Source organism: Chryseobacterium sp. FH1, from assembly GCF_000735135.1.
Taxonomy (GTDB): domain Bacteria; phylum Bacteroidota; class Bacteroidia; order Flavobacteriales; family Weeksellaceae; genus Epilithonimonas.
Genome location: NZ_JPLZ01000007.1, coordinates 76,594 through 97,111 on the forward strand (window position 1 = coordinate 76,594; position 20,518 = coordinate 97,111).

Genomic DNA, 20,518 nt, shown 5'->3' on the forward strand with positions numbered 1-20,518 from the left:
GTCGAAGTGTCTTTTTATAAGTGAGATATTTTTTTAAATTAAAATAAAACATAATGATTGTGAACATTAAAAATAACCCTATCGAAAATAAATTGTTGTTATTCCAATTTTCCATTTTAATTGTAACAAAAACTAAGGAACAAATGAGGAATATTGTAAAAACTAAATTATAAAATTGTGTTGTTTTGTTAGATTTTGCTCTTTCAAAATTCAATTGATAATTTTTTTTATTTGCAAGTGTATTTTGACTAAGTGATTGAACAATGTAATCAAGGTTTTCAAATTCTTTATCACAAAGAATAATCGATTGGTTACTTTCTGTTTTGAATGTAAACTGTCTATAATAGATTGCTTTTGAATCAACATAACTACTCCAATTTAGCTTTTTAATTCTATCCACTTTCGTCTTGATTATTAAAAATCTAAATGGATGCAGAATAAAAATATCTCTGTTAGTAATTATAATCAATCTAAACCTAAAAATGATAAATGCTATTATAAAGAGGTTTATCAATATAATTAACGCAAGAAAAAATTTTGCAATCAATATTAAATCACCATATATCAGTCCTTTAAAAATAGAAATGTAGCTTAAAATGCTTGAACAAATTAAAATAATCAATACAACGAAAAGAGTATTAATATTAATTATTCCAAATTTCATTTTCTTATACCATTTCAAATACTATTCTAACTCTCCAACTGCCCTTCCCACTTACTCACCGCAGACGTCGCCAAAGCATTACCCAAAACATTCGTCATACTTCTTCCCATATCGCAGAAGTGGTCGATTGGTAAAATCAACGCGATTCCTTCCACCGGAATATCAAACATTCCACACGCGGCCACGATGATTACGAGACTCGCTCTTGGAACGCCGGCAATTCCTTTACTCGTCAACATCAAGACTAAAAGCATTATGATTTGTTGTCCAAGTGGCATATCGATGCCGTAAATCTGAGCAATGAAAATCGAGGCAAAGGTCATATACATCATACTTCCGTCCAGATTGAAGGAATATCCCAATGGCAAAATGAAAGAAACAATCCTACTGTTGCAACCAAATCTCTCTAACTCTTCTACCAATTTCGGGAAAACAGCTTCGGAACTCGTGGTGGAAAATGCAATCAACAAAGGCTCTTTGATTCTTCTCAATAATTCGAAAAGTCTGTTGCCGAGAATCATATATCCAACCAATAAAAGCACCAACCAAAGTATTCCGAGCGCAAAAAAGAAGTCTCTCAAATAGATGGCGTAAACTTTGAAAATCTCAAAACCATTGGTCGCCACAACGGCAGAAATCGCTCCGAAAACACCCAACGGCGCCACCCACATAATGTAGCCTACCATTTTCAAAATCGCGTGGGCAATCACGTCCAGACCTTTGATGACGGGTTTCGTATATTCTTCACCCATCGCAGAAAGTGCAATTCCGAACATTACGGAGAAAACTACGATTTGAAGCACTTCATTGGTCGCAAATGCTTCGAACAAACTTTTCGGAATGATGTGCGTTACAAAGTCTTCCATAGAAAATCCTTTGCTGTTGCTCACAATGTCAGAGGCGGACGAAACATCCTGAATAGGTAGTTGCGTCACGTGGCCAGGTTCCAGCCAATTCACCAAAACCAATCCGATTGTCAAAGAAACCAAAGAAGCCGTGATAAACCAAAGCATCGCCTTCGTCCCAACGCGTCCCACCATTTTGATGTCGCCCATTTTCGCAATTCCCACAACCAAGGTCGAGAAAACCAACGGCGCAATAATCATCTGAATCAATCGGATAAAAACCGTTCCCAGCAATTTGATATTCTTAGCGAATTCCTCTTTCGATTCGGGGTAACTGGTATGGACAATTCCTCCTAAAATAACGCCCAAAACCAATCCGATGATAATTGCGATAAACAGTTTATTCTGACCTTTCATAACTTTTATTATAAATTTTAATTTCTTAAACGCAAAGAATATTTTTTCAAGTTAAAGATTTAGAGAGCAAAGAACCGAATAAATCCGTTTTCTAAGCGCTCGCTTCATCATTTGCTTTAGCAAAATCTTTGCTTCCTAAAAATGTTTTCAGCAATCGAAAACCTTTGCGTTTAAAATCACCAAGATTTCAACCAAACAATCTTAAGCGAAGCGACTTTGTGACCTTAAAGCAGTTTCAATTTCAAAAAATCCTTGTGTGCTTTGTGTTCAAATCTCAGCACCGCAAGACTCAATGTAAATTGTAACTGAACAAAACTAATATTTTTGAGAGAATATCCACTTATTTTTTAAATTAATATTAAGACAATCAGGAAATTCATCCGTTTCGCATCATCAAATATAAAATACGATTCACGCACAGTTCAAATTAGAAATCGTTCTTTGTATAAATCTGATTGTGAATGAAATCGCCCCTAATCCAAATATGAAAAGAGATGTCGAAATTGTCATTATTTCTGATGTACATCTTGGAACTTACGGTTGCAAGGCGAAGGAATTGTTGCGTTATCTCAATTCCATTCGACCAAAAACGTTGATTCTGAATGGCGACATCATCGATATTTGGCAGTTCAAAAAATCATATTTTCCGAAATCTCATTTGAAAGTGGTCAAGAAATTAATCTCATTTGCGACCAAGGAATCGGAAGTTTTCTATATCACAGGTAATCACGACGAGGCATTCAGAAACTTTACAGATTTTGAATTGGGAAAATTGAAGTTGTGCAACAAACACGTTTTGAAACTTGGCGACAAAAAGGCGTGGATTTTTCACGGGGATGTTTTTGATGCGTCGGTTCAACATTCCAAATGGATTGCAAAATTGGGTGGACAAGGTTATGATTTGCTGATTGCGTTCAACAATCTCGTGAATTGGTTTCTTGAGAAAATCGGAAGGGAGAAATATTCATTCTCAAAGAAGATTAAGAATAATGTCAAAAAAGCCGTGAAATATATCGGTGATTTTGAACTGACAGCTTCGGAATTGGCGATTGAAAATGGCTTCGATTACGTGATTTGCGGACATATTCACCAACCTCAAATTCGTGAAGTGATTGGCAAAAAAGGAAAATGTACTTATCTGAATTCCGGCGATTGGGTGGAAAATCTTTCCGCTTTGGAATACGAAAATGGCGAATGGAAATTATTCGTCTATGAAGATGAAAAGCACACTTTGAATGATGAAGAACCTGAAGAATTAAAAGAAATAAATAGTGAGGAACTGATGAAAATCGTGACAGCTATTTTATAAGTCTTCGAGAACCTCAGACGGACAAGTTAATGTTGCAATTTCAGAGTTGTCACACTGAGGCTCTCAAAGTGTTCATCAAAATCAACATCAATAAAACACAAATATTTAATAATCAAAGGAATATGAAAGTATTATATGCCTTCCAAGGCACAGGAAACGGACATCTCGCACGAGCTCAGGAAATCATCCCGATTCTCAAAAAACACGCGCTAGTAGACACTTTGATTAGCGGACATCAAACGCAGTTGAAGTCAGATTTTGATATTGATTTCCGTTTCAAAGGCATCTCTTTGCTTTACAACAAAACCGGCGGTTTATCTTATAAAAAAACCTTGTTTCAGAATAATTTTTGCCGAGCAATGAAGGTTATAAAAGATTTGGATTTGAGTTCTTATGATTTGATTATCAATGATTTTGAGCCATTGACAGGTTGGGCTTCCAAGCTTCGAGGTTTGCCGATTGTGGAGTTGAGTCATCAGGCTTCATTAAGTTTCAAAGAAACACCTAAACCTGATAAGAAAGATTGGTTGGGAAATTTGATTCTGAATAATTATGTGCCTTGCGACAAGAAAATCGGATTTCATTTTGATAATTATAATTCTCAGATTAAGAAGCCGGTTATTCGTCAGAAAATCAGAAAATTAAACCCGAACAACCAAGGTCATTATTTGGTTTATTTGCCGAGTTTTTCGGATGAGGTCATCACCAATTTTCTAACCAGAATTGATGTGCAATGGAAAGTTTTCTCAAAATATGCCAAGCAAAATCAGAAGTTCAACAATGTGGAAATTTTTCCGATTGATGAAAAAAAATATCTGGAATTGTTCGAATCTTGCGAAGGAATTCTTTGTAACGCGGGTTTCGAAACGCCAGCTGAGGCTTTGTTTATGAACAAAAAACTATTCGTGATTCCCATCGAGAATCAATATGAGCAAGAATGTAATGCCTTTGCGCTTAATAAAATGGGTGTCGCAAACTCTGACAAATTGGACCCGATAAAAATCCGTGAATGGATTAATTCTGATAATTTGATTGATGTGGATTATCCTGATAATATTGAGAGTATTTTGACGAAAGAGGTTTTGTATTGATTAACCACATAGTCACATAGGTTTTATTTTTGTAACAAGTTAAAATAGCTATTTGAACTTTTGGGTCTTTCTTTTTTTAGATTTTCTATGTGCCTATGTGGTAAAATTAGAGTAAATCAGCTTTTTTTTTCTCCAAATTGACTCAGATTCAACATCAGTGAGAGCATAAAGTAACGTCTCAGCACAAGGTCTTCTCTGTCTTCAATATAATTGTCGCCAATGTTACGGATGGCATTTTGACGCTGATTAAGAACATCGTTGATATTAAATCTCAAAGTCATCTGCTTTTTATAAAATTTGTAATTCACGCTTGCATTCCAGAAATAAGACGTTCTGTTGAAGCCGGCGGAAATGTTGTTATTCTTGGTTACGTTGAGGTCATTGCTGAAAAAAAGATTTGATTTCAAAAAGTAATTGACGATTCCGAAAGCGTAATTTTGCTGAGCAGAACGCGCTTTGTCAACCCGATAATTGGTGTAATTTGAGAAATTGTAATTCAGACTTGCGGAACTTGTCACATCCACAATCTCTCTCAAATTCAATCTTAAATTGATTCTAGGCGAAATGTTGTAAATCGTGTTCGTGAATTGCAAACCATCTACAAAACCTTTTCTGTGTGAGTAACTTGAGAAAAATGATGGAGAAATCCGAAACTCGTTTTTATTCCATTTATAACTTTTAGAAAATCGGCTGTCCCAAGTCAAACTTTTGTTTCCACTGATGTTGGCGTAGGTCCTGAACTGTCTCCCGGTTTCATCATAGAAGGAAAAATCGGAAATGTTATTATCCGTATAATCGAATTTGAATCTTGCCGAATAGGTGATGTTTTTTGCTGAATTTCTATTCATAAAATATATCGAACTCGTGTTTTTCCAAGTGCTTTTCAAATCGGGATTTCCTTGTGTGGTAACCAACGGATTGGAAATGTCTGTGAAAGGATTGAGAGCCGTCATCGGCGGTGCTGTAAAATTGCTTTGGTTGTAAAGTTCCAGAGATTTGCTGTTGGAAAATCTGTAAGTTAACCTTGTTTCATAATTTGGGAACACAAAATTTCTTTTGAAATTGATATTCTCACTATTGAAAATACTTTGAAAATCATTCGCATTGAAATCCAAATGAGCATTGAAGAAAAAACGGAATTTAGTCTTATTCAAATCATATCCAATAATAGCGTTCAAGGAATTGATATCTTGATTAATCGAATTGGAAAGCAAGGAATTGTAGATGGAAAATTCTTCCGATTCTGTGTCAAAATCGTTAACTTTTCTATCATTTCTCAAAGACAAAGATTTGTAAGTCAATTCTGTTGAAACGATTGCCGAGTCAGAAATTGGCTCGTCGTATCTCACATTAAATGAAAAATCTGTGTTTTGCTTTTTGGAAATCGAACGCTGATTTCGGTAATCATTGTCTTCCGGAGATTGATGGAAAATCGTTGTCGTCAAATTGTAATCTGTTCCGCTGTTTTCTGTAAAATTACCATCCACAGACGCTGAAAAAGTTCGTCTTTCTTTCCGGAATTTCTTTGTAATTCCCAACGATTGTGAAAAACCATTGTTGATGGATTTTTGTTTCACAGAACCCGAACTGGAGTTCAGCAAAACATCGTCTCGCAAAGTAGAAGATTGATTGTTGGCGTCGCTTTCCGTGATGTTGTTGTTGAAACCGGCAGAGAAAATCAAGTTGGTAAGCTGGTCCAACTTAAGAACCGCATTGGAATTAAATCCTAATCTTTGATAATTTCGGTTGTCAAAACGTTCTGTGTTTCTGTCCAATTTGTAATCGGGCAAGAAAGTCGTTCGGGCGGTTTTGGAATACGTTTCTGTACTTCTTTCGTAATAGTTTGCATTTAACCGTTCCAAATCCAGATTGTCAAATTTGTCAGAATAACTAACGTTTATCACAGAAGTTCGGAAGATTCCTGTTCCAGAGCCAGTTTTGCCAGATAATCCTGAATTGATATTGTTGGAACCTGCAGAAATTGCTAGTCGTGAGTCTTGTTTAGTTTTGGTGAAAAATAGTGCGCCATCGTATCGATTATTGGAACCATAGCCCAACCTGAAATTGGTCAAAGTTCCCTGACGGTGCTTTTTGTCCATTTCAAAATTGACGGTCAAACTGTCTGTGATTGGTGCTCTGCCAGTCAGTTCTTCTTGCTTGGTTTTTGATGTGGTGATTTGGATTTTTTTGATGATATCGGCGGGAATCGTTTCCAGTTCGGTTTTTCCGTTTTTGTCGAACAGTGGTTTTCCGTTGATGTGGATTTTGCTCACAGACTTTCCGTTGACGGTGATTTTCCCATCGCCATCTACTTCTGCACCCGGAATTTCTTTTATTAATTCATCAATTTTGGAATCTGGTCTCACCTTTAGAAAAGAAGCATTGTATTCAATCGTATCTTTCTTGATTTTTACGGGAGCCACAGTTATTTGAACTTCCTCAATATTGGTAATCAGCTCTTTATTAAGTTTAATTACGCCAAGATTTTCATTTTGATGAATCGATTCGAATTTTCGTGTGAAAGTTTTCAATTTATCTCCCGAAATCTGAAGAAAGGAAGCTTCTTTCTGCTCAGGAATTTTTAAACTGAAATTTCCACTTTTACTCGTCCCGATGAAATTGATGATGGAGGAATCTTTTTGCTTCATCAATGAAACAGAAATGTTTTCCAAAGGAGTGTTGTTTTCATCAAAGACTTTTCCATCTACGCTGTACGTCTGAGCATTCAGTTTTAGAAAGGCAAAAATGAAAACAAGCCAGAATTTTTTCATCAGGTATTTTTGGTTTTTTAGCTTTCAAAAATAGAAAAAACCCCTGAAAAATCAGAGGTTTCATTATTATTAAGTTGTTTTGAAATTAAGCTTTCAAATATCTTGCATAGGCATAACCTTCTTCGCCATCAGCTGTTTTGATTTTCCACCAATCGTCAGAAGATTGCTCTACCAAAGTTACCGTTTCACCTTTTGCTACTTTTCCTACGATAGAAGCATCAGTTGAAGGTTCTTGACGGATATTTAGGTTAGACTCGTCTGTTGCAACAGTCAAAGATGCGCCAGCTTGCAAACCAGAAACTTGAACATCAATATTAATATCAGTTGCCGTGTAAGAAGAATCTATTGCGCCTAACGCATTCCAAACTGAATCTTTGGCAGCGCTGTTTGCCGCTTTGCCTGTGATGTACAAAATCCCATCCTGCTCTTGAACAGAAAGTCCAGAAAGTCCAGCAGACTGAGCTGCTGAAACTACGCTTGCGTATTTATCTTGTAAACTCATAATTATTTAACTGTGATTTTGTTGTCGTATTTACCAATTTTAAGAGCATCTACAGACTCTTTCACTTTTCTCGCGTTTGCAGAAGTTGTAGAACCTGTCAATGTCAAAGTTCCTGCAACATCTTCAGCTTTCACGCCTGGGATGTCTTTCAATGCTGTGTTTACTTTTTGTAAAACTGCTGCGTCAACAATGTTCACTTCTACCGGTGCCGCTACTGGAGCTACAGTTGCCATATCGTGAACATCTTTCACACCTTCTACTTTTTTAAGCGCGTCGATAGCTGATTTTTTGTCAGCTTCCGTTGCGAAAACGCCACTCAAGTGCGCTTGTCCTTCTTTCACTTCCACAGAAGTTCCAGGGAACGATGTAAGTACTGTTGTTGCCTGCGATGTCAATTCCGCATCTGAGACTTTCTTTTTACAAGAAACGGCTGTCATAGAAACCATCAAGGCAAGAGCAGCGATTTTAATTGTTTTTCTCATAGTATAAATAATTTTATATTGTGTTCTTTTAAGTAGTAAAATTGATGCCAAAAGAAATGCTTTTTCCAAATTCTTAAGGTGAAATTTCAAACTTTGATTTAGGTAAAATTAATTTTTTTTTCGACACCAAAATTAATTTTAATTAAAATTAACAGAATTGAAGATGAGAATGTTGAAGTTGTAAAAACATTTCTTTAAGTTAAATTTTTAGATTTAGTTTTTAGTCCAAATAATAATCTTTTATGATTAGGTTTGATAGGGAGATTTGAGATTATTTTTATTTAATTCTTAAAAATTGTAATGACGCTATTAGCAATTTTGCGCAGACCCGCAATTTTTTTAAGTTTAAGAGTTTGTCTTCTCGGTATTCAATTATGGAAAAACTAAGTTGATAATTGTATTAATTATAATTGTATAGAATCAATTGTTATTTTCTTTTATTTTTACTTCTCTAAAAATTCCTCTCTCTGAAAATTTATTAGATAATATCTTATTTTTTGGAGTTAGGGAACAAGTGCGCCCGTCAATAAATTCTTTTGTTTTTGGATTCAATGTCTTTTGTTTAGCAATAATTTTCTCTACTTCTTTATTTTCATTCTGCAAGAGATAAATTTCTCCTTTTTTGATTCTAAGTTCATCTAAATGAATTCCATTCATACTTTCTACATCGTTTAAATCATAGAAGAATAAACTGTCTTTTGTCTCGGCAAATTTTTCGAAAACATATCTTTCTAATCCTCCAGCTTTCTCCGAGTAACCGCGATATTGATAAATTATCGTTTCGATGTGAATATCGTTAGATAGAGATTTCTCAATTTTCATCGGGTAGAAAATTGGTTTTGATTTATAATAATCGCTCCCGCAAGAATTATAGCAATCGTGTGTAATTCCTACAATTTTTGTTTTGTTAGGAATGTCTGAAAGATTATAAAAAGGTAATTCATTTTGTAAGTCAATTTTAAAAGTATCAGATGAATCTAGAATAACAAAACCATTTGCGTTAGAATCTCGCCCTCCCCAAGCATCATATTTGTATAAAACTTTTGAAGTTCCTTGAATTTTTTGGGCATATAAAGTTGAAATTTTCCATTCTCCCAATTTCTCAAATCCACAACTGTAAAAACAAAAAAGTAAGATTAAATATTTTAAGAATTTAATTTTCATTGTTGACTAATATTTATCAATTTACTTTATCCTCAAAAACTCCTTCGCCAACTCAATCATTTTCGGGTCGCCGGTGTATTTTCCTTTTTCGTCAGATAGTTTCACAGTTGGAATCCATTCGTTATTAATGCCTTTTACGCTGATGAGTTTCATTACGATATTCATAGGTTTGAGGCCAACATCATTCGTAAGATTGGTTCCGATTCCAAAAGAAATCCCGATTCTTCCTTTGCAGTAATTGGTGATTTCCTCCACTTTTTCAAGATTCAGTCCGTCTGAGAAAATAATGTATTTGAACAATGGATTGATGCCTTGTTTCTGATAATGTGCAATCGTTTTGTCCGCAAATTCCAACGGGTCGCCACTGTCGTGACGAACGCCATCGAACAACTTTGCAAATTTCTTGTCAAACTGCTGGAAGAAAACTTCCGTCGTGTAAGTGTCGGAAAGTGCCACGCCCAAATCACCACGGTAAACATCGACCCAATTTTCCAGTGCGATAGAATTTGCCATCTTGAAACCAAATTCTGCCGCGTGAAACATAAACCATTCGTGCGCGTGCGTCCCAATTGGTTTTACATTGTAAAGCATCGCCAAATGAACATTCGAAGTTCCCGTAAAAGTAGATTTTTTATCCTGAATCAAAGCGTCCATCACCAATCTGTGAACTTTGTAAGAATGTCTTCTTCTCGTCCCAAACTCTGCAAATGGAACACCGAGTTCTGTTAGATGAACGGCTTTTTCCACAGTTTTATCAATGACTTCCTCGTTGGTTTGTCTTTCCAGATGATTCATTTCGTAATGAAGTTCGCTGATGAGCGCCAGCAAAGGAACTTCCCAAAGAATCGTTCTGTACCAAAGTCCTTCGACGGAAACTTTAAGCTCATTTCCGTGTTGCTCAATTTTCACTTCGGAAGGGTCGTAATGAAAACCTTCCAGAAAATCGAGGTAGGGAAGGGCAAGATATGGACAAGTGACTTTCAGATATTTTTTTTCGTCTTTGGTGAGTTTCAGTTCTGCCATTGCGTTGACAGATTTTCTGAGTTCGTCTGCAAAACCTTCGGGAAACTCGTGTTTTCCACGGTTGATGAATTCGTATTTTACAATTTCGTTGGTAAATAATTTCACGACTGCATTTTGCATTGTGATTTTATAAAAGTCATTATCCAGAATAGAATTCAGCCGAACCTCGCGCATAAAAATATCGTTTACACAAATCTAAGGAATTTTGTTGAGGAGATTTTGATGAAGAAAAAAATAACACAAAGGCGCAAAAGGATTTCTTATTAAAATGCTGTGTTGTAAGGCACAAAGTTTAATGTCATTAAAACAAAAAAAATCAAAGATTTTCTTGTGCCTTAAAGCAGTAAGAAGAAAAAACACCTCTTGTGTCTTTGTGTTTTCTCTTTATCACATTATAATATTACATTCCTTACTTTTGCAAAAATGATTTAAAATGGTAAAAGCGCTGATGTATTTTGTGGTCGGAACGTTGATTAGTTTTTTCCTGAGACGTCTCACGGGAAGTCCGGTAGATTTTTGGGTGGAACTTTATGTGGCTTCAGCTTTTGGAATTGGTTGGGGATTGGCTTATTTCGTTGACCATCCTGAGTGGCCTTTGCCAAAGAAAATGGGAATTTCTTTTATAGGGATAATTTTCCTCGTGGTTTTAGGATTGATTCGTTTTGATTTTGAAATTGCCGTTTCTTCCATCCTCAAATTTTCGACTGTATTCGTAGCGTATTATATGATTGCGAGTTTTAGAGAAAGTAAATCTTTACGATATTAAAATTCCATCAAAATTATTTCCCCAACCCTAAAGGGAGCAATTTTGATGAAATTTTAAAATGATTTTCCTCCCTTTATGGTTGGGGAAAAGAAAATTGTTTTGAAATGTTAAAGCTAGATTTTTGGAAAATCTGGCTTTAACATTTTTAATGTATCATCAGGAAACTTATGATTGCTAATCCTATTATTAAAAAGTTAAAAGCAAAAAAGTTAAACCATAGCGTTAAGAAACCAATGAGTAAGCTTATTCTTTTTTGAGTTTTATAAACCCGTTTGTGGGCAATGAAAAAGTAGATAACGTCATAAGTAAAAATACAGAAAATACCTATGTATAATAGCTTATTAATAATTGGGACGCTGGAGTGGTCTGCAACTTTATATAATAGTAATGAAAATAATAAAGACAGCAAAAGAAATGAAAAGTAATGTAATGTGAAAATACCATGGTCAAAATACCACCATCTCTTTTTGTTATGAAACAGCCATAATATAAAGGCGAAAATCGGGAGGTAAATGAAAAGTGCTTTTGGAAGATTATGGACTGTTGTCTCTATAAATCCTGTTAAGATTTCACTCTTTTTGTAGCCTTTTTTCTGTAATTCAGTTAGTTTGTCGTGTATTGGCCTATTAATAAAATTTTGATCAGAAATGGTGATTTCATCCTCTTCTAGTTTTTTGTCCATATCGAACGTCTGTTCAATTTCGTCGATTTTTGAAGAGTCTGCAAGAATAGGAGTGTACTTGGCAATAATTATGCTGTCTTCTTTCGTCCACTTTTCTTTGGCCTTAGCATCGTTAAGCGCTTTTTGTATTTCGGAGATTTTGTCCTTTTGAGAAAATAATTTTGATTTCCCCTTTCCTTCAAAATTGATATTGAAAGGCGGAAATATAGCGAACAGGAAAAATGTAACGAAACTTACAAAAATATAAAGCTTCACAGGAGGGACAAAAGTTTGTCGCTTTCCTTCAAGATAAGTGCTCGTAAGTTTCCCTGGTTTGAAGAACAGATTTTTCAAAGTTCCCCAGAATTGTCCGTCGTAATGTGTGAAGTCTTCTACAAAATGAGTGAATAGATAATGAAAAGGCTGTCTGGTCTGGATATTTTGCTGTCCACAATTAGGGCAGTATTTTTCTTCAACCAGATGTCCGCAATTCAGGCAGTCTTTTTCTTCTCTCAGTTTTCCGTGGCTCATTTTTAGAATTTTCACCAAAAATATAAAAAAGCACTCTTATATAATAGCCTTCATATTAATTAATTTTAAAGACTTCAGAATAAATCTGAATCAATAACTCATTAATTATTAGAAATTTAAAATCTTTTTTGCGGATTAATTTTTCAGGCGAAAAAATTTTGCTACCTTTGCACACCCGTAAGGGAAAATTATGTTTAATCGTAAACGATAAATTGTGAATACATTAAGTTACAAAACAGTATCGGCAAACAAGGCTACAGCAAATAAAGAATGGGTTGTTGTAGACGCTGCTGGGCAACCGTTGGGAAGATTAGCTTCTACCGTTGCAAAGATTTTGAGAGGTAAGCACAAAACGAACTTCACACCTCACGCAGATTGCGGAGACAATGTGATCGTTTTGAACGCTGGGAAAGTTACACTTTCCGGAAACAAGTGGGCAGATAAAACTTACATCTGGCATACAGGATATCCTGGTGGTCAGAAGTTTATGACTGCAGACGAGCTTAAGAAAAAAGACGAACTGAAAGTTTTGGAAAGATCTATCAAAGGGATGCTTCCTAAAAACAGACTAGGTTCTGCTTTGTTCAAAAACCTTTATTTATATGAAGGAACAGAACACAAACATGAAGCTCAGCAGCCTAAAGTAATCAATGTTAACGAATTCAAATAATTAATATGTCTACAGTACACAAAATCGGAAGAAGAAAAACTTCTGTTGCAAGAGTTTTTGTTAAGCCAGGAACTGGCGTTATTAGCATAAACGGTAAAGATGCTAAAACTTATTTCTGTACGGATGTTTTGGTTTATAAAGTGAATCAGCCATTTTTGTTGACAGAAACTGTTGATCAATATGATCTTAAAGTGAATGTTTTCGGAGGAGGGATTACTGGACAAGCTGAAGCTATCAGACTAGGAGTTTCTAGAGCATTATGCGCGATCAATGAGGAATATCGTTTGGTTCTTAAGCCACACGGATTGCTTACAAGAGATGCAAGAATGGTTGAGAGAAAGAAATTCGGTCAGAAAAAAGCAAGAAAGAGATTCCAGTTCTCAAAACGTTAAGATTTGCTGTTGGCGAATGGCTATTAGCTATTGGCTGCAGAATTTTTTTAAAATTAAATTTCAGTTAATCTCGGCGAAAAGCCAATTGCTATAAGCAAAAAGCCAAACGCCTATTGCCCGTTACGTTTAGCATCCAAACTTTACTCCCATCTAAAGTAAAGTTGATTGCGGAAAAGCGGAAAGTAAACTAACAAAAAACAAGAAAACATGGCAAAAGCAAATGTAAAAGACCTTTTAGAGGCTGGCGTACACTTCGGTCACATGACTAGAAAGTGGAATCCAAATATGGCTCCATACATTTTCATGGAGAAAAACGGTATTCACATCGTAGATTTACATAAAACAGCTGTTAAATTGGACGAGGCTTGCGTAGCTTTGGAAAAATTAACTTCTGCAGGTAAAAAAGTTCTTTTCGTAGCAACTAAAAAGCAAGCGAAAGAAGTAGTAGCAAAACACGCTGCTGAACTTAACATGCCTTATATTACAGAAAGATGGCCAGGTGGTATGCTTACAAACTTTGTAACTATCAGAAAAGCTGTGAAGAAAATGAACTCTATCGATAAAATGAAGAAAGACGGTACTTTCGAAACTTTATCCAAAAAAGAAAGACTTCAAGTTGATCGTCAAAGAGCAAATCTTGAGAAAAACTTAGGTTCTATCTCAGACATGGTTCGTCTTCCTTCAGCTATTTTCGTAGTTGACATTATGAGAGAGCACATCGCAGTGACTGAAGCTAAAAAATTGGGTATCCCGGTTTTCGGTATCGTAGATACTAACTCAGATCCAAGAAAAGTGGATTTCGTGATCCCAGGAAATGATGATGCTTCAAAATCTATTGATATGTTGTTGAGCGTAGTTTCAGAATCTATCAAAGAAGGTTTATCTCAAAGAAAAGCAGACAAAGAAAAATCTAAAGAAGAAGGCGAAAAAGTTTCTGCAGACGCAGATGCTGATTTCGATGCTGAATAATCGAAGGATTTATCTAAAAATAGAAAAGCGGTTTCAAACATTTGAGACCGCTTTTTTTTGTTGTTGTATTCTAATTATTTGGGCGCCTTTATCCGCCTTCCGCTCCCAATCTTTTTTGCAGACGATTTTAGTTTCAATAGAACTTGAGTACACGCAAAAAAGGATTTCCGCTCAAGTCGGGGCGCAGATGCAATGTAATATCAACATTTGTCAATCAATACAAATAAAAAAAACCTTTCAAAGTTTCAAACTCTGAAAGGTTTATACTTATTAGGTTTAAAAGTCTTAAGCCAAAAGCTAAAAGCAAATTGCCAACAGCCAGATTACCCTTTGAATTCTCCCATCGCAATGAATTTCTCCTGACGGTCGTTCACTAATTTCTCAGAAGCTTGCTTAGACAACGTTTTAATGTCTTTTAAAAGAACTTTCTTCACATTCTCAAACGTAGTCGCAGAATCATAATGTGCGCCTCCTAAAGGCTCTGGAATAATGCCGTCGATCAATTCCTGTTTCAGCATATCTTCTGCTGTCAGTTTCATTGTCGTTGCTGCCGTTTCTTTATATTCCCAGCTTCTCCAAAGGATCGCAGAACAGTTTTCCGGAGAGATCACAGAGTACCAAGTGTTTTCCATCATGTAGACCTTGTTTCCAACGCCAATTCCCAATGCGCCACCACTAGCACCTTCACCGATGATGATGGTGATGATTGGCACTTTTAGAGAACACATTTCGAAGATGTTTCTGGCAATCGCTTCACCTTGTCCGCGTTCTTCTGCTTCCAATCCAGGATAAGCGCCCGGCGTATCGATCAAAGTCACTACAGGAATGTTGAATTTCTCTGCCAACTTCATCAAACGTAAAGCCTTTCTGTAACCTTCAGGATTCGACATTCCGAAACGTCTGTGCTGGCGTTCTTTGGTCGTTCTACCTTTCTGAGTTCCGATCAACATTACCGTATTTCCGCTGATACTGGCAATTCCGCCGATCATCGCAGGATCATCACCGAAGTTTCTGTCACCGTGCAGTTCCACAAAACTTCCTTCGTCTGCCAAACCGTTGATGTAATCAAGCGTATAAGGTCTGTCCGGATGTCTCGATAGCTGAACTCTCTGCCAAGGCGTCAGATTTTCGTATATTTTTTTCTTCGTTTCTTCTATTTTGGTTTTGATCTTTTTGCAGGATTCATCCACATCAATGCCGCTTTCTGTACCCAATTGCACACATTTTTCGTACTGATCTATCAATTCCTTTACAGGTTGTTCAAATTCTAAATATTCCATGTTTTGTTTGGATTAAACCCTCAAAAATAATGTTTTTTTTTGAATTGGTTTTTAATATTAGTAAAAGTCTTCGAGAACCTCAGACTGACAAAGTGAAAATCATAATTGTCCTTCTAAAGTTGCCACATATTCTGATAATTAATTTGAGCTAATTGCTTTTTCTATTCTTTTTAAAGTTTCTTCTTTGCCAATAATGTTCATAATGTCTGGAACATCAGGACCTTTCAGTTCTCCGACTAGAGCCAATCGAAGTGGCATCATCACTTTTCCCATTCCCAAAGAATGCTCTTCTGCAAAATGATGGATGGCTTCCTTGAGAGTTTCGGATTCAAAGTTTTCAGTCTCGAGTTTTGCAGAAAAGTCTTTTAGAATGGCAGAAGTCGTATCATTCCAAGCTTTCTTCAATGCTTTTTCGTCGTAAGAAGTTGGCGCCTCGAAAAAGAATTTTCCATCGTTGTAAATATCAACTACGAAAGTCGATCTTTCTTTCATCAATGAAACGATTTTCAATAATTTGTCATCAGAAAGATCAAAAGCTTTTACTTCTTCAACCTCTTTTAATAATTCTAAAACCTCTTCATTTGATTTGGTCTTCAAATATTCCTGATTGAACCATTTTGCTTTCTGCGGATCGAATCTTGCGCCCGCTTTATGAACTTTATGAAGGTCAAATTCCGCGATCATTTCGTCCATAGAAACAATTTCTATGTCATTTGCTGGTGTCCAACCAAGTAGCGCAGTCATATTAATGAAAGCTTCCGGGAAATAACCAGATTCTTTGTAGCCTTTCCAAATCTCATCACTTTCAGGATCTTTGAAATTCATTGGGAAAACCGGAAAACCGAATTTTGCACCGTCTCTTTTGCTCAATTTTCCTTTGCCTTCTGGTTTTAGAATCAATGATAAGTGGGCGAACTCAGGCGCTTCCCAATTCATCGCTTCATACAACAAAACATGCAAAGGCATAGATGGCAACCATTCTTCACCACGGATCACGTGAGAGATTTTCATCTCGAAATCATCAACCACATTAGCGAAATGGTAAGTTGGCATTCCGTCATTTTTGATCAAAACCTTGTCGTCCAAAGTATTGGTGTTCACAGAAAAATTCCCTCTGATGATGTCTTGAAGATTCAAAGTTCTGTCAACCGGCATTTTGAAACGAACCACATACGGAACGTTCGCATCCAATAATTTCTGAACTTCGTCCTGAGAAAGAGAAATGCTGTTTCTCAATTGCTGTCTCGTCTGATGATTATAAGCGAAAACATCACCTTTAGCTTCGAAGTCTTTTCTTATTGCATCCAATTCTTCCGGCGTGTCAAAAGCCAAGTATGCGTAATCTGTTTTCAGGATTTGCGCTTTATATCTGTCGTAGATGTCTCTTCTTTCAGATTGCCTGTAAGGTGCATACGGTCCGCCAACTCTTGGGCTTTCGTCAGGGATGATTCCGCACCATTCCAAAGAATTCATGATGTAATCCTCTGCACCTTCCACATATCTTGCGGTATCTGTATCTTCGATTCTGAGAACAAATTCTCCGCCTTGATTCTTAGCGAAAAGATAATCATACAAAGCGGTTCTTACGCCTCCGAGATGTAAAGCGCCTGTCGGGCTGGGTGCAAATCGCACTCTTACTTTTTCCATAATTATTATTGATTTTTAAAAGTCATTGGAATGACTAAAAAATGGTGGTGCAAAATTAAGAAATTCTGAGCGTTTTGCCTTTTGTATTTGGTTAATCTTTTCCGAAATAGTACATTTGTTCATTAAAATAGAAGTTATGTTAGAAATTGGTGAAAGACCTTGGGGAACTTATTTTGTTTTGGCAGATGAACCACATTACAAGCTGAAACGAATCGTTGTGAATCCAGGAGCAAAATTATCATATCAGTTTCATCACCACCGTCAGGAATTCTGGACAATCATTGAAGGTAATGCGGTTGTGATTTTGGATGAAAAAGAAATCCATCTTTCTTATGGGAACAGTATTTTTATCCCACTAGGAGCCAAGCATAGAATTATGAATCTTACCGACAAACCAGTCGTCTTGATAGAAGTACAGACGGGAACGTACTTTGGTGAAGATGATATTATAAGGTTGGAGGATGAGTATAATAGGAATAATTTATAGTCATACTCATTTTTCGAAATTAGTATATGTGATAATAAAACGAGCCATAAGGAAACTTATGGCTCGTTTTTCTGAAAATAAATCTAATTATTATGCTTCGTTTTGAAACTCTTTTTTTGACATAGTCAGCGCAGAGGCTATTACCTGATGCATATCATAATATCTGTACTCTGCTAATCTTCCTCCGAAAATGACATTCTTTTCGCCAGCTACCAATTTTTTATATTGGGAAAGTTTCTCCATGTTTTTATCGTCATTGATAGGATAATATGCTTCTTTATCCACATCCCATTCCTGAGAATATTCTTTCGTGATAACAGTTTTTGGTTGTGTTCCAAATTCAAAATGCTTGTGCTCGATGATTCTTGTATAGGGAACTTCCTTTGATGTGAAGCTCATCACGCAGACTCCTTGATAGTTTTCAACGGGTAAAGTTTCGTGTTCGAAATATAAACTTCTGTATTCCAATTTACCATATTGATAATCAAAATAGGCATCTATCGGACCTGTGTAAACTATCTTTTCAAAATTGTCATTTTCTTTTATAAATTCAAAAAAATCTGTGTTTAGTTGTACGTCAATCCCTTCTAGAAGTCCGTCGATTAACTTGTTGTAGCCTCCGACAGGAATCCCCTGATAGTTGTCGTTGAAATAATTGTTATCATAGGTAAAACGAACAGGAAGTCTTTTGATGATGAAATTCGGCAAATCTCTCGGATGTCTGTCCCATTGTTTTTGTACATACTCTTTGATGAGTTTCTCATAAATATCTACACCAACAAGAGATAATGCTGTCTCCTCAAGATTTTTTGGATTTTTAATATCCAGATCTTTGATTTGTTCTTGGATTTTAGCCTTTGCTTCTTCTGGTGTTTTTACTTTCCACATTTGGTAGAAAGTATTCATATTAAAAGGAAGATTGTACAAGTCTCCTTTGTAGTTTGCTATTGGCGACAGAATAAAAGGGTGAAAACTTACGAATTGATTGACATAGTCCCAAATGCCTTTGTCGTTGGTATGGAAAATATGTGAGCCGTATTTATGAACATTTATGCCTTCGATATTTTCGCAGTAAACATTGCCGCCAACATGGTCTCTTTTGTCTATGACCAAGCATTTTTTTCCTTTTTTCTTGGCCTCATGTGCGAATACACTTCCGAATAATCCAGAGCCAACAATTAAATAATCATATTTCATAATAGATATTAGTTTTTAAATTGAATTTATCGGTTTTTAGTTTTTTTTAAAATGTGTTGCAAAATTAAGAAATTCTGAGCGTTTTGCCTTTTGAATTTGGTTAATCTTTTCCGAAATAGTACATTTGTTCATTAAAATAGGAGTTATGTTAGAAATTGGCGAAAGACCTTCGGGGAACATATTTTGTGTTGGCAGATGAAGCTCATTATTAATTAAAAGGAATTGAGGTAAATCCGGGACAGAAATTATCTTATCAGTTCCATTACAAAAGACAGGAACAAGGACAATCATCGAAGGTAATGCAACTATTGTTTTGGACGGCGAAGAGATTCCTTTGACTTACGGGCAAAGCATTTTTATTCCACTTGGTGCAAAACATAGAATTATGAATCTTACCGACAAACCAGTCGTCTTGATAGAAGTACAGACGGGAACGTACTTTGGTGAAGATGATATTATAAGGTTGGAGGATGAGTATAATAGGAATGATTTATAGTCATACTCATTTTTCGAAATTAGTATATGTGATAATAAAACGAGCCATAAGGAAACTTATGGCTCGTTTTTCTGAAAATAAATCTAATTATTATGCTTCGTTTTGAAACTCTTTTTTTGACATAGTCAGCGCAGAGGCTATTACCTGATGCATATCATAATATCTGTACTCTGCTAATCTTCCTCCAAAAATAACATTCTTCTCATCGGAAACTAACTTCTTGTATTGCGATAGATTCTCCATGTTTTTCTCATCATTTATGGGATAATAAGGCTCTTTATTAATGTCCCATTCCTGAGAATATTCTTTTGTAATTACTGTTTTGGGTTGCGTTCCAAATTCAAAATGCTTGTGTTCAATGATTCTTGTATATGGAACTTCTTTTGACGTAAAACTCATTACACAGACACCTTGATAATTTTCAACCGGCAAAGTCTCATGTTCAAAATATAAACTTCTGTACTCCAATTTGCCAAATTTGTAATCTTTTTGAAATTGTTGTTTTTCTTGATGAATTCAAAAAAGTCCGTATTTAGTTATAATATCAATTCCTTCAAGAAGTCCTTCAAATTAATTTATTATAACCTCCTACTGGTATCCCTTGGTAGTTATCGTTGAAATAATTGTTGTCATAAGTGAAACGAACCGGAAGTCTTTGATAATAAAATTTGGTAAATCTTTCGGATGTCTGTCCCATTGTTTTTGGACATACTGTTTTATCAGTTTTTCATAGATGTCAACCCCTACCGTGGATAATGCCGCTTCTTCGAGGTTTTTTGGGTTTTTAATATCCAGGTCTTTAATTTGCTCTTGGATTTTCAATTTTGCTTCCTCAGGAGTTTTTACTTTCCACATTTGATAAAAAGTATTCATGTTGAAAGGAAGATTGTGCAGTTCATCTTTATAATTTGCTATTGGAGATAGTATAATGGGTGAAAACTCACAAACTAATTTACGTAATCCCATATTCCTTTGTCGTTTGTGTGAAATATGTGCGAGCCATATTTGTGAACATTAATACCTTAAATGTTCTCACAATAGACATTGCCTCCAATATGATCTCTTTTGTCAATAACCAGACATTTTTTTCCTTTTTTCTCAGCTTCATGGGCAAAAACACTTCCGAAAAGTCCAGAGCCAACAATTAAGTAATC

General features: G+C 35.8%; 21 protein-coding genes. 8 read left to right on the forward strand and 13 right to left on the reverse strand.

Going from position 1 to position 20,518, the window contains the following annotated elements:
• Nucleotides 1-690: 690 nt before the first annotated feature.
• Nucleotides 691-1,926 (reverse strand): dicarboxylate/amino acid:cation symporter, encoded by a 1,236-nt coding sequence (locus tag IO90_RS16215; protein WP_034969696.1) that lies wholly within the window; start codon nucleotides 1,924-1,926, stop codon nucleotides 691-693.
• Nucleotides 1,927-2,410: 484 nt separating this feature from the next.
• Between IO90_RS16215 and IO90_RS16220 the strand changes: the two genes are divergently transcribed.
• Together IO90_RS16220 and IO90_RS16225 are read left to right on the forward strand one after the other, a co-directional pair.
• Nucleotides 2,411-3,235 (forward strand): UDP-2,3-diacylglucosamine diphosphatase, encoded by an 825-nt coding sequence (locus IO90_RS16220; protein WP_034970310.1) that lies wholly within the window; start codon nucleotides 2,411-2,413, stop codon nucleotides 3,233-3,235.
• Between the two features lie 122 nt (nucleotides 3,236-3,357).
• Entirely contained in the window at nucleotides 3,358-4,326 is a 969-nt protein-coding gene (locus tag IO90_RS16225) for a glycosyltransferase family protein (protein WP_034970313.1), read from the forward strand.
• 116 nt (nucleotides 4,327-4,442) lie between these two features.
• On the opposite strand, the gene IO90_RS16230 is transcribed toward IO90_RS16225, so the two are convergent.
• The 5 genes from IO90_RS16230 to pncB all read right to left on the reverse strand — a co-directional run bounded on the left by IO90_RS16230 (nucleotide 4,443) and on the right by pncB (nucleotide 10,442).
• Entirely contained in the window at nucleotides 4,443-7,097 is a 2,655-nt protein-coding gene (locus IO90_RS16230) for an outer membrane beta-barrel protein (protein WP_034969698.1), read from the reverse strand.
• A gap of 85 nt (nucleotides 7,098-7,182) precedes the next feature.
• Nucleotides 7,183-7,599: an SH3 domain-containing protein gene (locus IO90_RS16235; protein WP_034969701.1), complete on the reverse strand. Its 417-nt coding sequence runs from the start codon at nucleotides 7,597-7,599 to the stop codon at nucleotides 7,183-7,185.
• A 2-nt stretch (nucleotides 7,600-7,601) separates the two neighbouring features.
• Entirely contained in the window at nucleotides 7,602-8,081 is a 480-nt protein-coding gene (locus tag IO90_RS16240) for a BON domain-containing protein (RefSeq protein ID WP_034970315.1), read from the reverse strand.
• 420 nt (nucleotides 8,082-8,501) lie between these two features.
• Nucleotides 8,502-9,245 carry a hypothetical protein gene (locus tag IO90_RS16245; protein WP_034969704.1) on the reverse strand — a complete coding sequence of 248 codons (744 nt, stop codon included), beginning with the start codon at nucleotides 9,243-9,245 and terminating at the stop codon, nucleotides 8,502-8,504.
• Nucleotides 9,246-9,266: 21 nt separating this feature from the next.
• The gene (pncB, locus tag IO90_RS16250; RefSeq protein WP_034969707.1) at nucleotides 9,267-10,442 is read right to left on the reverse strand and encodes a nicotinate phosphoribosyltransferase; all 1,176 of its coding nucleotides are present in this window, start codon (nucleotides 10,440-10,442) and stop codon (nucleotides 9,267-9,269) included.
• Nucleotides 10,443-10,701: 259 nt separating this feature from the next.
• Between pncB and IO90_RS16255 the strand changes: the two genes are divergently transcribed.
• On the forward strand, nucleotides 10,702-11,034 hold the full coding sequence (locus IO90_RS16255) for a hypothetical protein (RefSeq protein ID WP_034969710.1): 333 nt from the start codon (nucleotides 10,702-10,704) through the stop codon (nucleotides 11,032-11,034).
• Between the two features lie 145 nt (nucleotides 11,035-11,179).
• Here the strand turns inward: IO90_RS16255 and IO90_RS16260 are convergent, their stop codons facing one another.
• Complete coding sequence (locus IO90_RS16260) at nucleotides 11,180-12,226, reverse strand: DUF3667 domain-containing protein (RefSeq protein WP_034969713.1); 1,047 nt, start codon at nucleotides 12,224-12,226, stop codon at nucleotides 11,180-11,182.
• 214 nt (nucleotides 12,227-12,440) lie between these two features.
• Here IO90_RS16260 and rplM point away from each other — a divergent pair, with 214 nt between their 5' ends.
• The 3 genes from rplM to rpsB all read left to right on the forward strand — a co-directional run bounded on the left by rplM (nucleotide 12,441) and on the right by rpsB (nucleotide 14,257).
• On the forward strand, nucleotides 12,441-12,896 hold the full coding sequence (rplM, locus tag IO90_RS16265) for a 50S ribosomal protein L13 (protein WP_034969716.1): 456 nt from the start codon (nucleotides 12,441-12,443) through the stop codon (nucleotides 12,894-12,896).
• 5 nt (nucleotides 12,897-12,901) lie between these two features.
• A complete protein-coding gene (rpsI, locus tag IO90_RS16270; RefSeq protein WP_034969720.1) occupies nucleotides 12,902-13,288 on the forward strand; it encodes a 30S ribosomal protein S9 in 387 nt (128 codons plus the stop codon).
• Nucleotides 13,289-13,495: 207 nt separating this feature from the next.
• The gene (gene rpsB, locus IO90_RS16275; RefSeq protein ID WP_028121230.1) at nucleotides 13,496-14,257 is read left to right on the forward strand and encodes a 30S ribosomal protein S2; all 762 of its coding nucleotides are present in this window, start codon (nucleotides 13,496-13,498) and stop codon (nucleotides 14,255-14,257) included.
• Nucleotides 14,258-14,580: 323 nt separating this feature from the next.
• Here the strand turns inward: rpsB and IO90_RS16285 are convergent, their stop codons facing one another.
• The gene (locus IO90_RS16285; protein ID WP_034969728.1) at nucleotides 14,581-15,537 is read right to left on the reverse strand and encodes an acetyl-CoA carboxylase carboxyltransferase subunit alpha; all 957 of its coding nucleotides are present in this window, start codon (nucleotides 15,535-15,537) and stop codon (nucleotides 14,581-14,583) included.
• 138 nt (nucleotides 15,538-15,675) lie between these two features.
• Nucleotides 15,676-17,184: a glutamate--tRNA ligase gene (gltX, locus tag IO90_RS16290; RefSeq protein ID WP_034969731.1), complete on the reverse strand. Its 1,509-nt coding sequence runs from the start codon at nucleotides 17,182-17,184 to the stop codon at nucleotides 15,676-15,678.
• A gap of 136 nt (nucleotides 17,185-17,320) precedes the next feature.
• On the opposite strand from gltX, the gene IO90_RS16295 reads away from it, so the two are divergent.
• Complete coding sequence (locus IO90_RS16295) at nucleotides 17,321-17,671, forward strand: phosphomannose isomerase type II C-terminal cupin domain (protein ID WP_034969734.1); 351 nt, start codon at nucleotides 17,321-17,323, stop codon at nucleotides 17,669-17,671.
• A gap of 90 nt (nucleotides 17,672-17,761) precedes the next feature.
• Here IO90_RS16295 and glf read toward each other — a convergent pair whose 3' ends face one another.
• A complete protein-coding gene (gene glf, locus IO90_RS16300) occupies nucleotides 17,762-18,868 on the reverse strand; it encodes a UDP-galactopyranose mutase (RefSeq protein ID WP_185094390.1) in 1,107 nt (368 codons plus the stop codon).
• 313 nt (nucleotides 18,869-19,181) lie between these two features.
• On the opposite strand from glf, the gene IO90_RS19125 reads away from it, so the two are divergent.
• On the forward strand, nucleotides 19,182-19,364 hold the full coding sequence (locus IO90_RS19125) for a cupin domain-containing protein (protein WP_262483381.1): 183 nt from the start codon (nucleotides 19,182-19,184) through the stop codon (nucleotides 19,362-19,364).
• A 90-nt stretch (nucleotides 19,365-19,454) separates the two neighbouring features.
• Here the strand turns inward: IO90_RS19125 and IO90_RS19270 are convergent, their stop codons facing one another.
• From IO90_RS19270 to IO90_RS19280, 3 genes are all read right to left on the reverse strand, one after another.
• A complete protein-coding gene (locus tag IO90_RS19270) occupies nucleotides 19,455-19,832 on the reverse strand; it encodes a UDP-galactopyranose mutase (protein WP_410492596.1) in 378 nt (125 codons plus the stop codon).
• 97 nt (nucleotides 19,833-19,929) lie between these two features.
• Nucleotides 19,930-20,061 carry a UDP-galactopyranose mutase gene (locus IO90_RS19275; protein WP_410492597.1) on the reverse strand — a complete coding sequence of 44 codons (132 nt, stop codon included), beginning with the start codon at nucleotides 20,059-20,061 and terminating at the stop codon, nucleotides 19,930-19,932.
• Between the two features lie 325 nt (nucleotides 20,062-20,386).
• Nucleotides 20,387-20,509 carry an NAD(P)-binding protein gene (locus IO90_RS19280; protein ID WP_410492599.1) on the reverse strand — a complete coding sequence of 41 codons (123 nt, stop codon included), beginning with the start codon at nucleotides 20,507-20,509 and terminating at the stop codon, nucleotides 20,387-20,389.
• Nucleotides 20,510-20,518 lie beyond the last annotated feature (9 nt).

Excerpts from the sequence above, each read along its gene's own strand:
- gltX (WP_034969731.1), bottom strand. The coding sequence starts at position 17,184 with ATGGAAAAAGTAAGAGTGCGATTTGCACCCAGCCCGACAGGCGCTTTA.
- IO90_RS16235 (WP_034969701.1), bottom strand. The coding sequence starts at position 7,599 with ATGAGTTTACAAGATAAATACGCAAGCGTAGTTTCAGCAGCTCAGTCT.
- IO90_RS16295 (WP_034969734.1), top strand. The coding sequence starts at position 17,321 with ATGTTAGAAATTGGTGAAAGACCTTGGGGAACTTATTTTGTTTTGGCA.
- rpsB (WP_028121230.1), top strand. The coding sequence starts at position 13,496 with ATGGCAAAAGCAAATGTAAAAGACCTTTTAGAGGCTGGCGTACACTTC.
- IO90_RS16255 (WP_034969710.1), top strand. The coding sequence starts at position 10,702 with ATGGTAAAAGCGCTGATGTATTTTGTGGTCGGAACGTTGATTAGTTTT.
- IO90_RS16230 (WP_034969698.1), bottom strand. The coding sequence starts at position 7,097 with ATGAAAAAATTCTGGCTTGTTTTCATTTTTGCCTTTCTAAAACTGAAT.
- IO90_RS16240 (WP_034970315.1), bottom strand. The coding sequence starts at position 8,081 with ATGAGAAAAACAATTAAAATCGCTGCTCTTGCCTTGATGGTTTCTATG.
- glf (WP_185094390.1), bottom strand. The coding sequence starts at position 18,868 with ATGAAATATGATTATTTAATTGTTGGCTCTGGATTATTCGGAAGTGTA.
- IO90_RS16245 (WP_034969704.1), bottom strand. The coding sequence starts at position 9,245 with ATGAAAATTAAATTCTTAAAATATTTAATCTTACTTTTTTGTTTTTAC.
- rpsI (WP_034969720.1), top strand. The coding sequence starts at position 12,902 with ATGTCTACAGTACACAAAATCGGAAGAAGAAAAACTTCTGTTGCAAGA.
- IO90_RS19275 (WP_410492597.1), bottom strand. The coding sequence starts at position 20,061 with ATGGGACAGACATCCGAAAGATTTACCAAATTTTATTATCAAAGACTT.
- IO90_RS16285 (WP_034969728.1), bottom strand. The coding sequence starts at position 15,537 with ATGGAATATTTAGAATTTGAACAACCTGTAAAGGAATTGATAGATCAG.
- IO90_RS16225 (WP_034970313.1), top strand. The coding sequence starts at position 3,358 with ATGAAAGTATTATATGCCTTCCAAGGCACAGGAAACGGACATCTCGCA.
- IO90_RS16220 (WP_034970310.1), top strand. The coding sequence starts at position 2,411 with ATGAAAAGAGATGTCGAAATTGTCATTATTTCTGATGTACATCTTGGA.
- pncB (WP_034969707.1), bottom strand. The coding sequence starts at position 10,442 with ATGCGCGAGGTTCGGCTGAATTCTATTCTGGATAATGACTTTTATAAA.
- IO90_RS16260 (WP_034969713.1), bottom strand. The coding sequence starts at position 12,226 with ATGAGCCACGGAAAACTGAGAGAAGAAAAAGACTGCCTGAATTGCGGA.
- IO90_RS16215 (WP_034969696.1), bottom strand. The coding sequence starts at position 1,926 with ATGAAAGGTCAGAATAAACTGTTTATCGCAATTATCATCGGATTGGTT.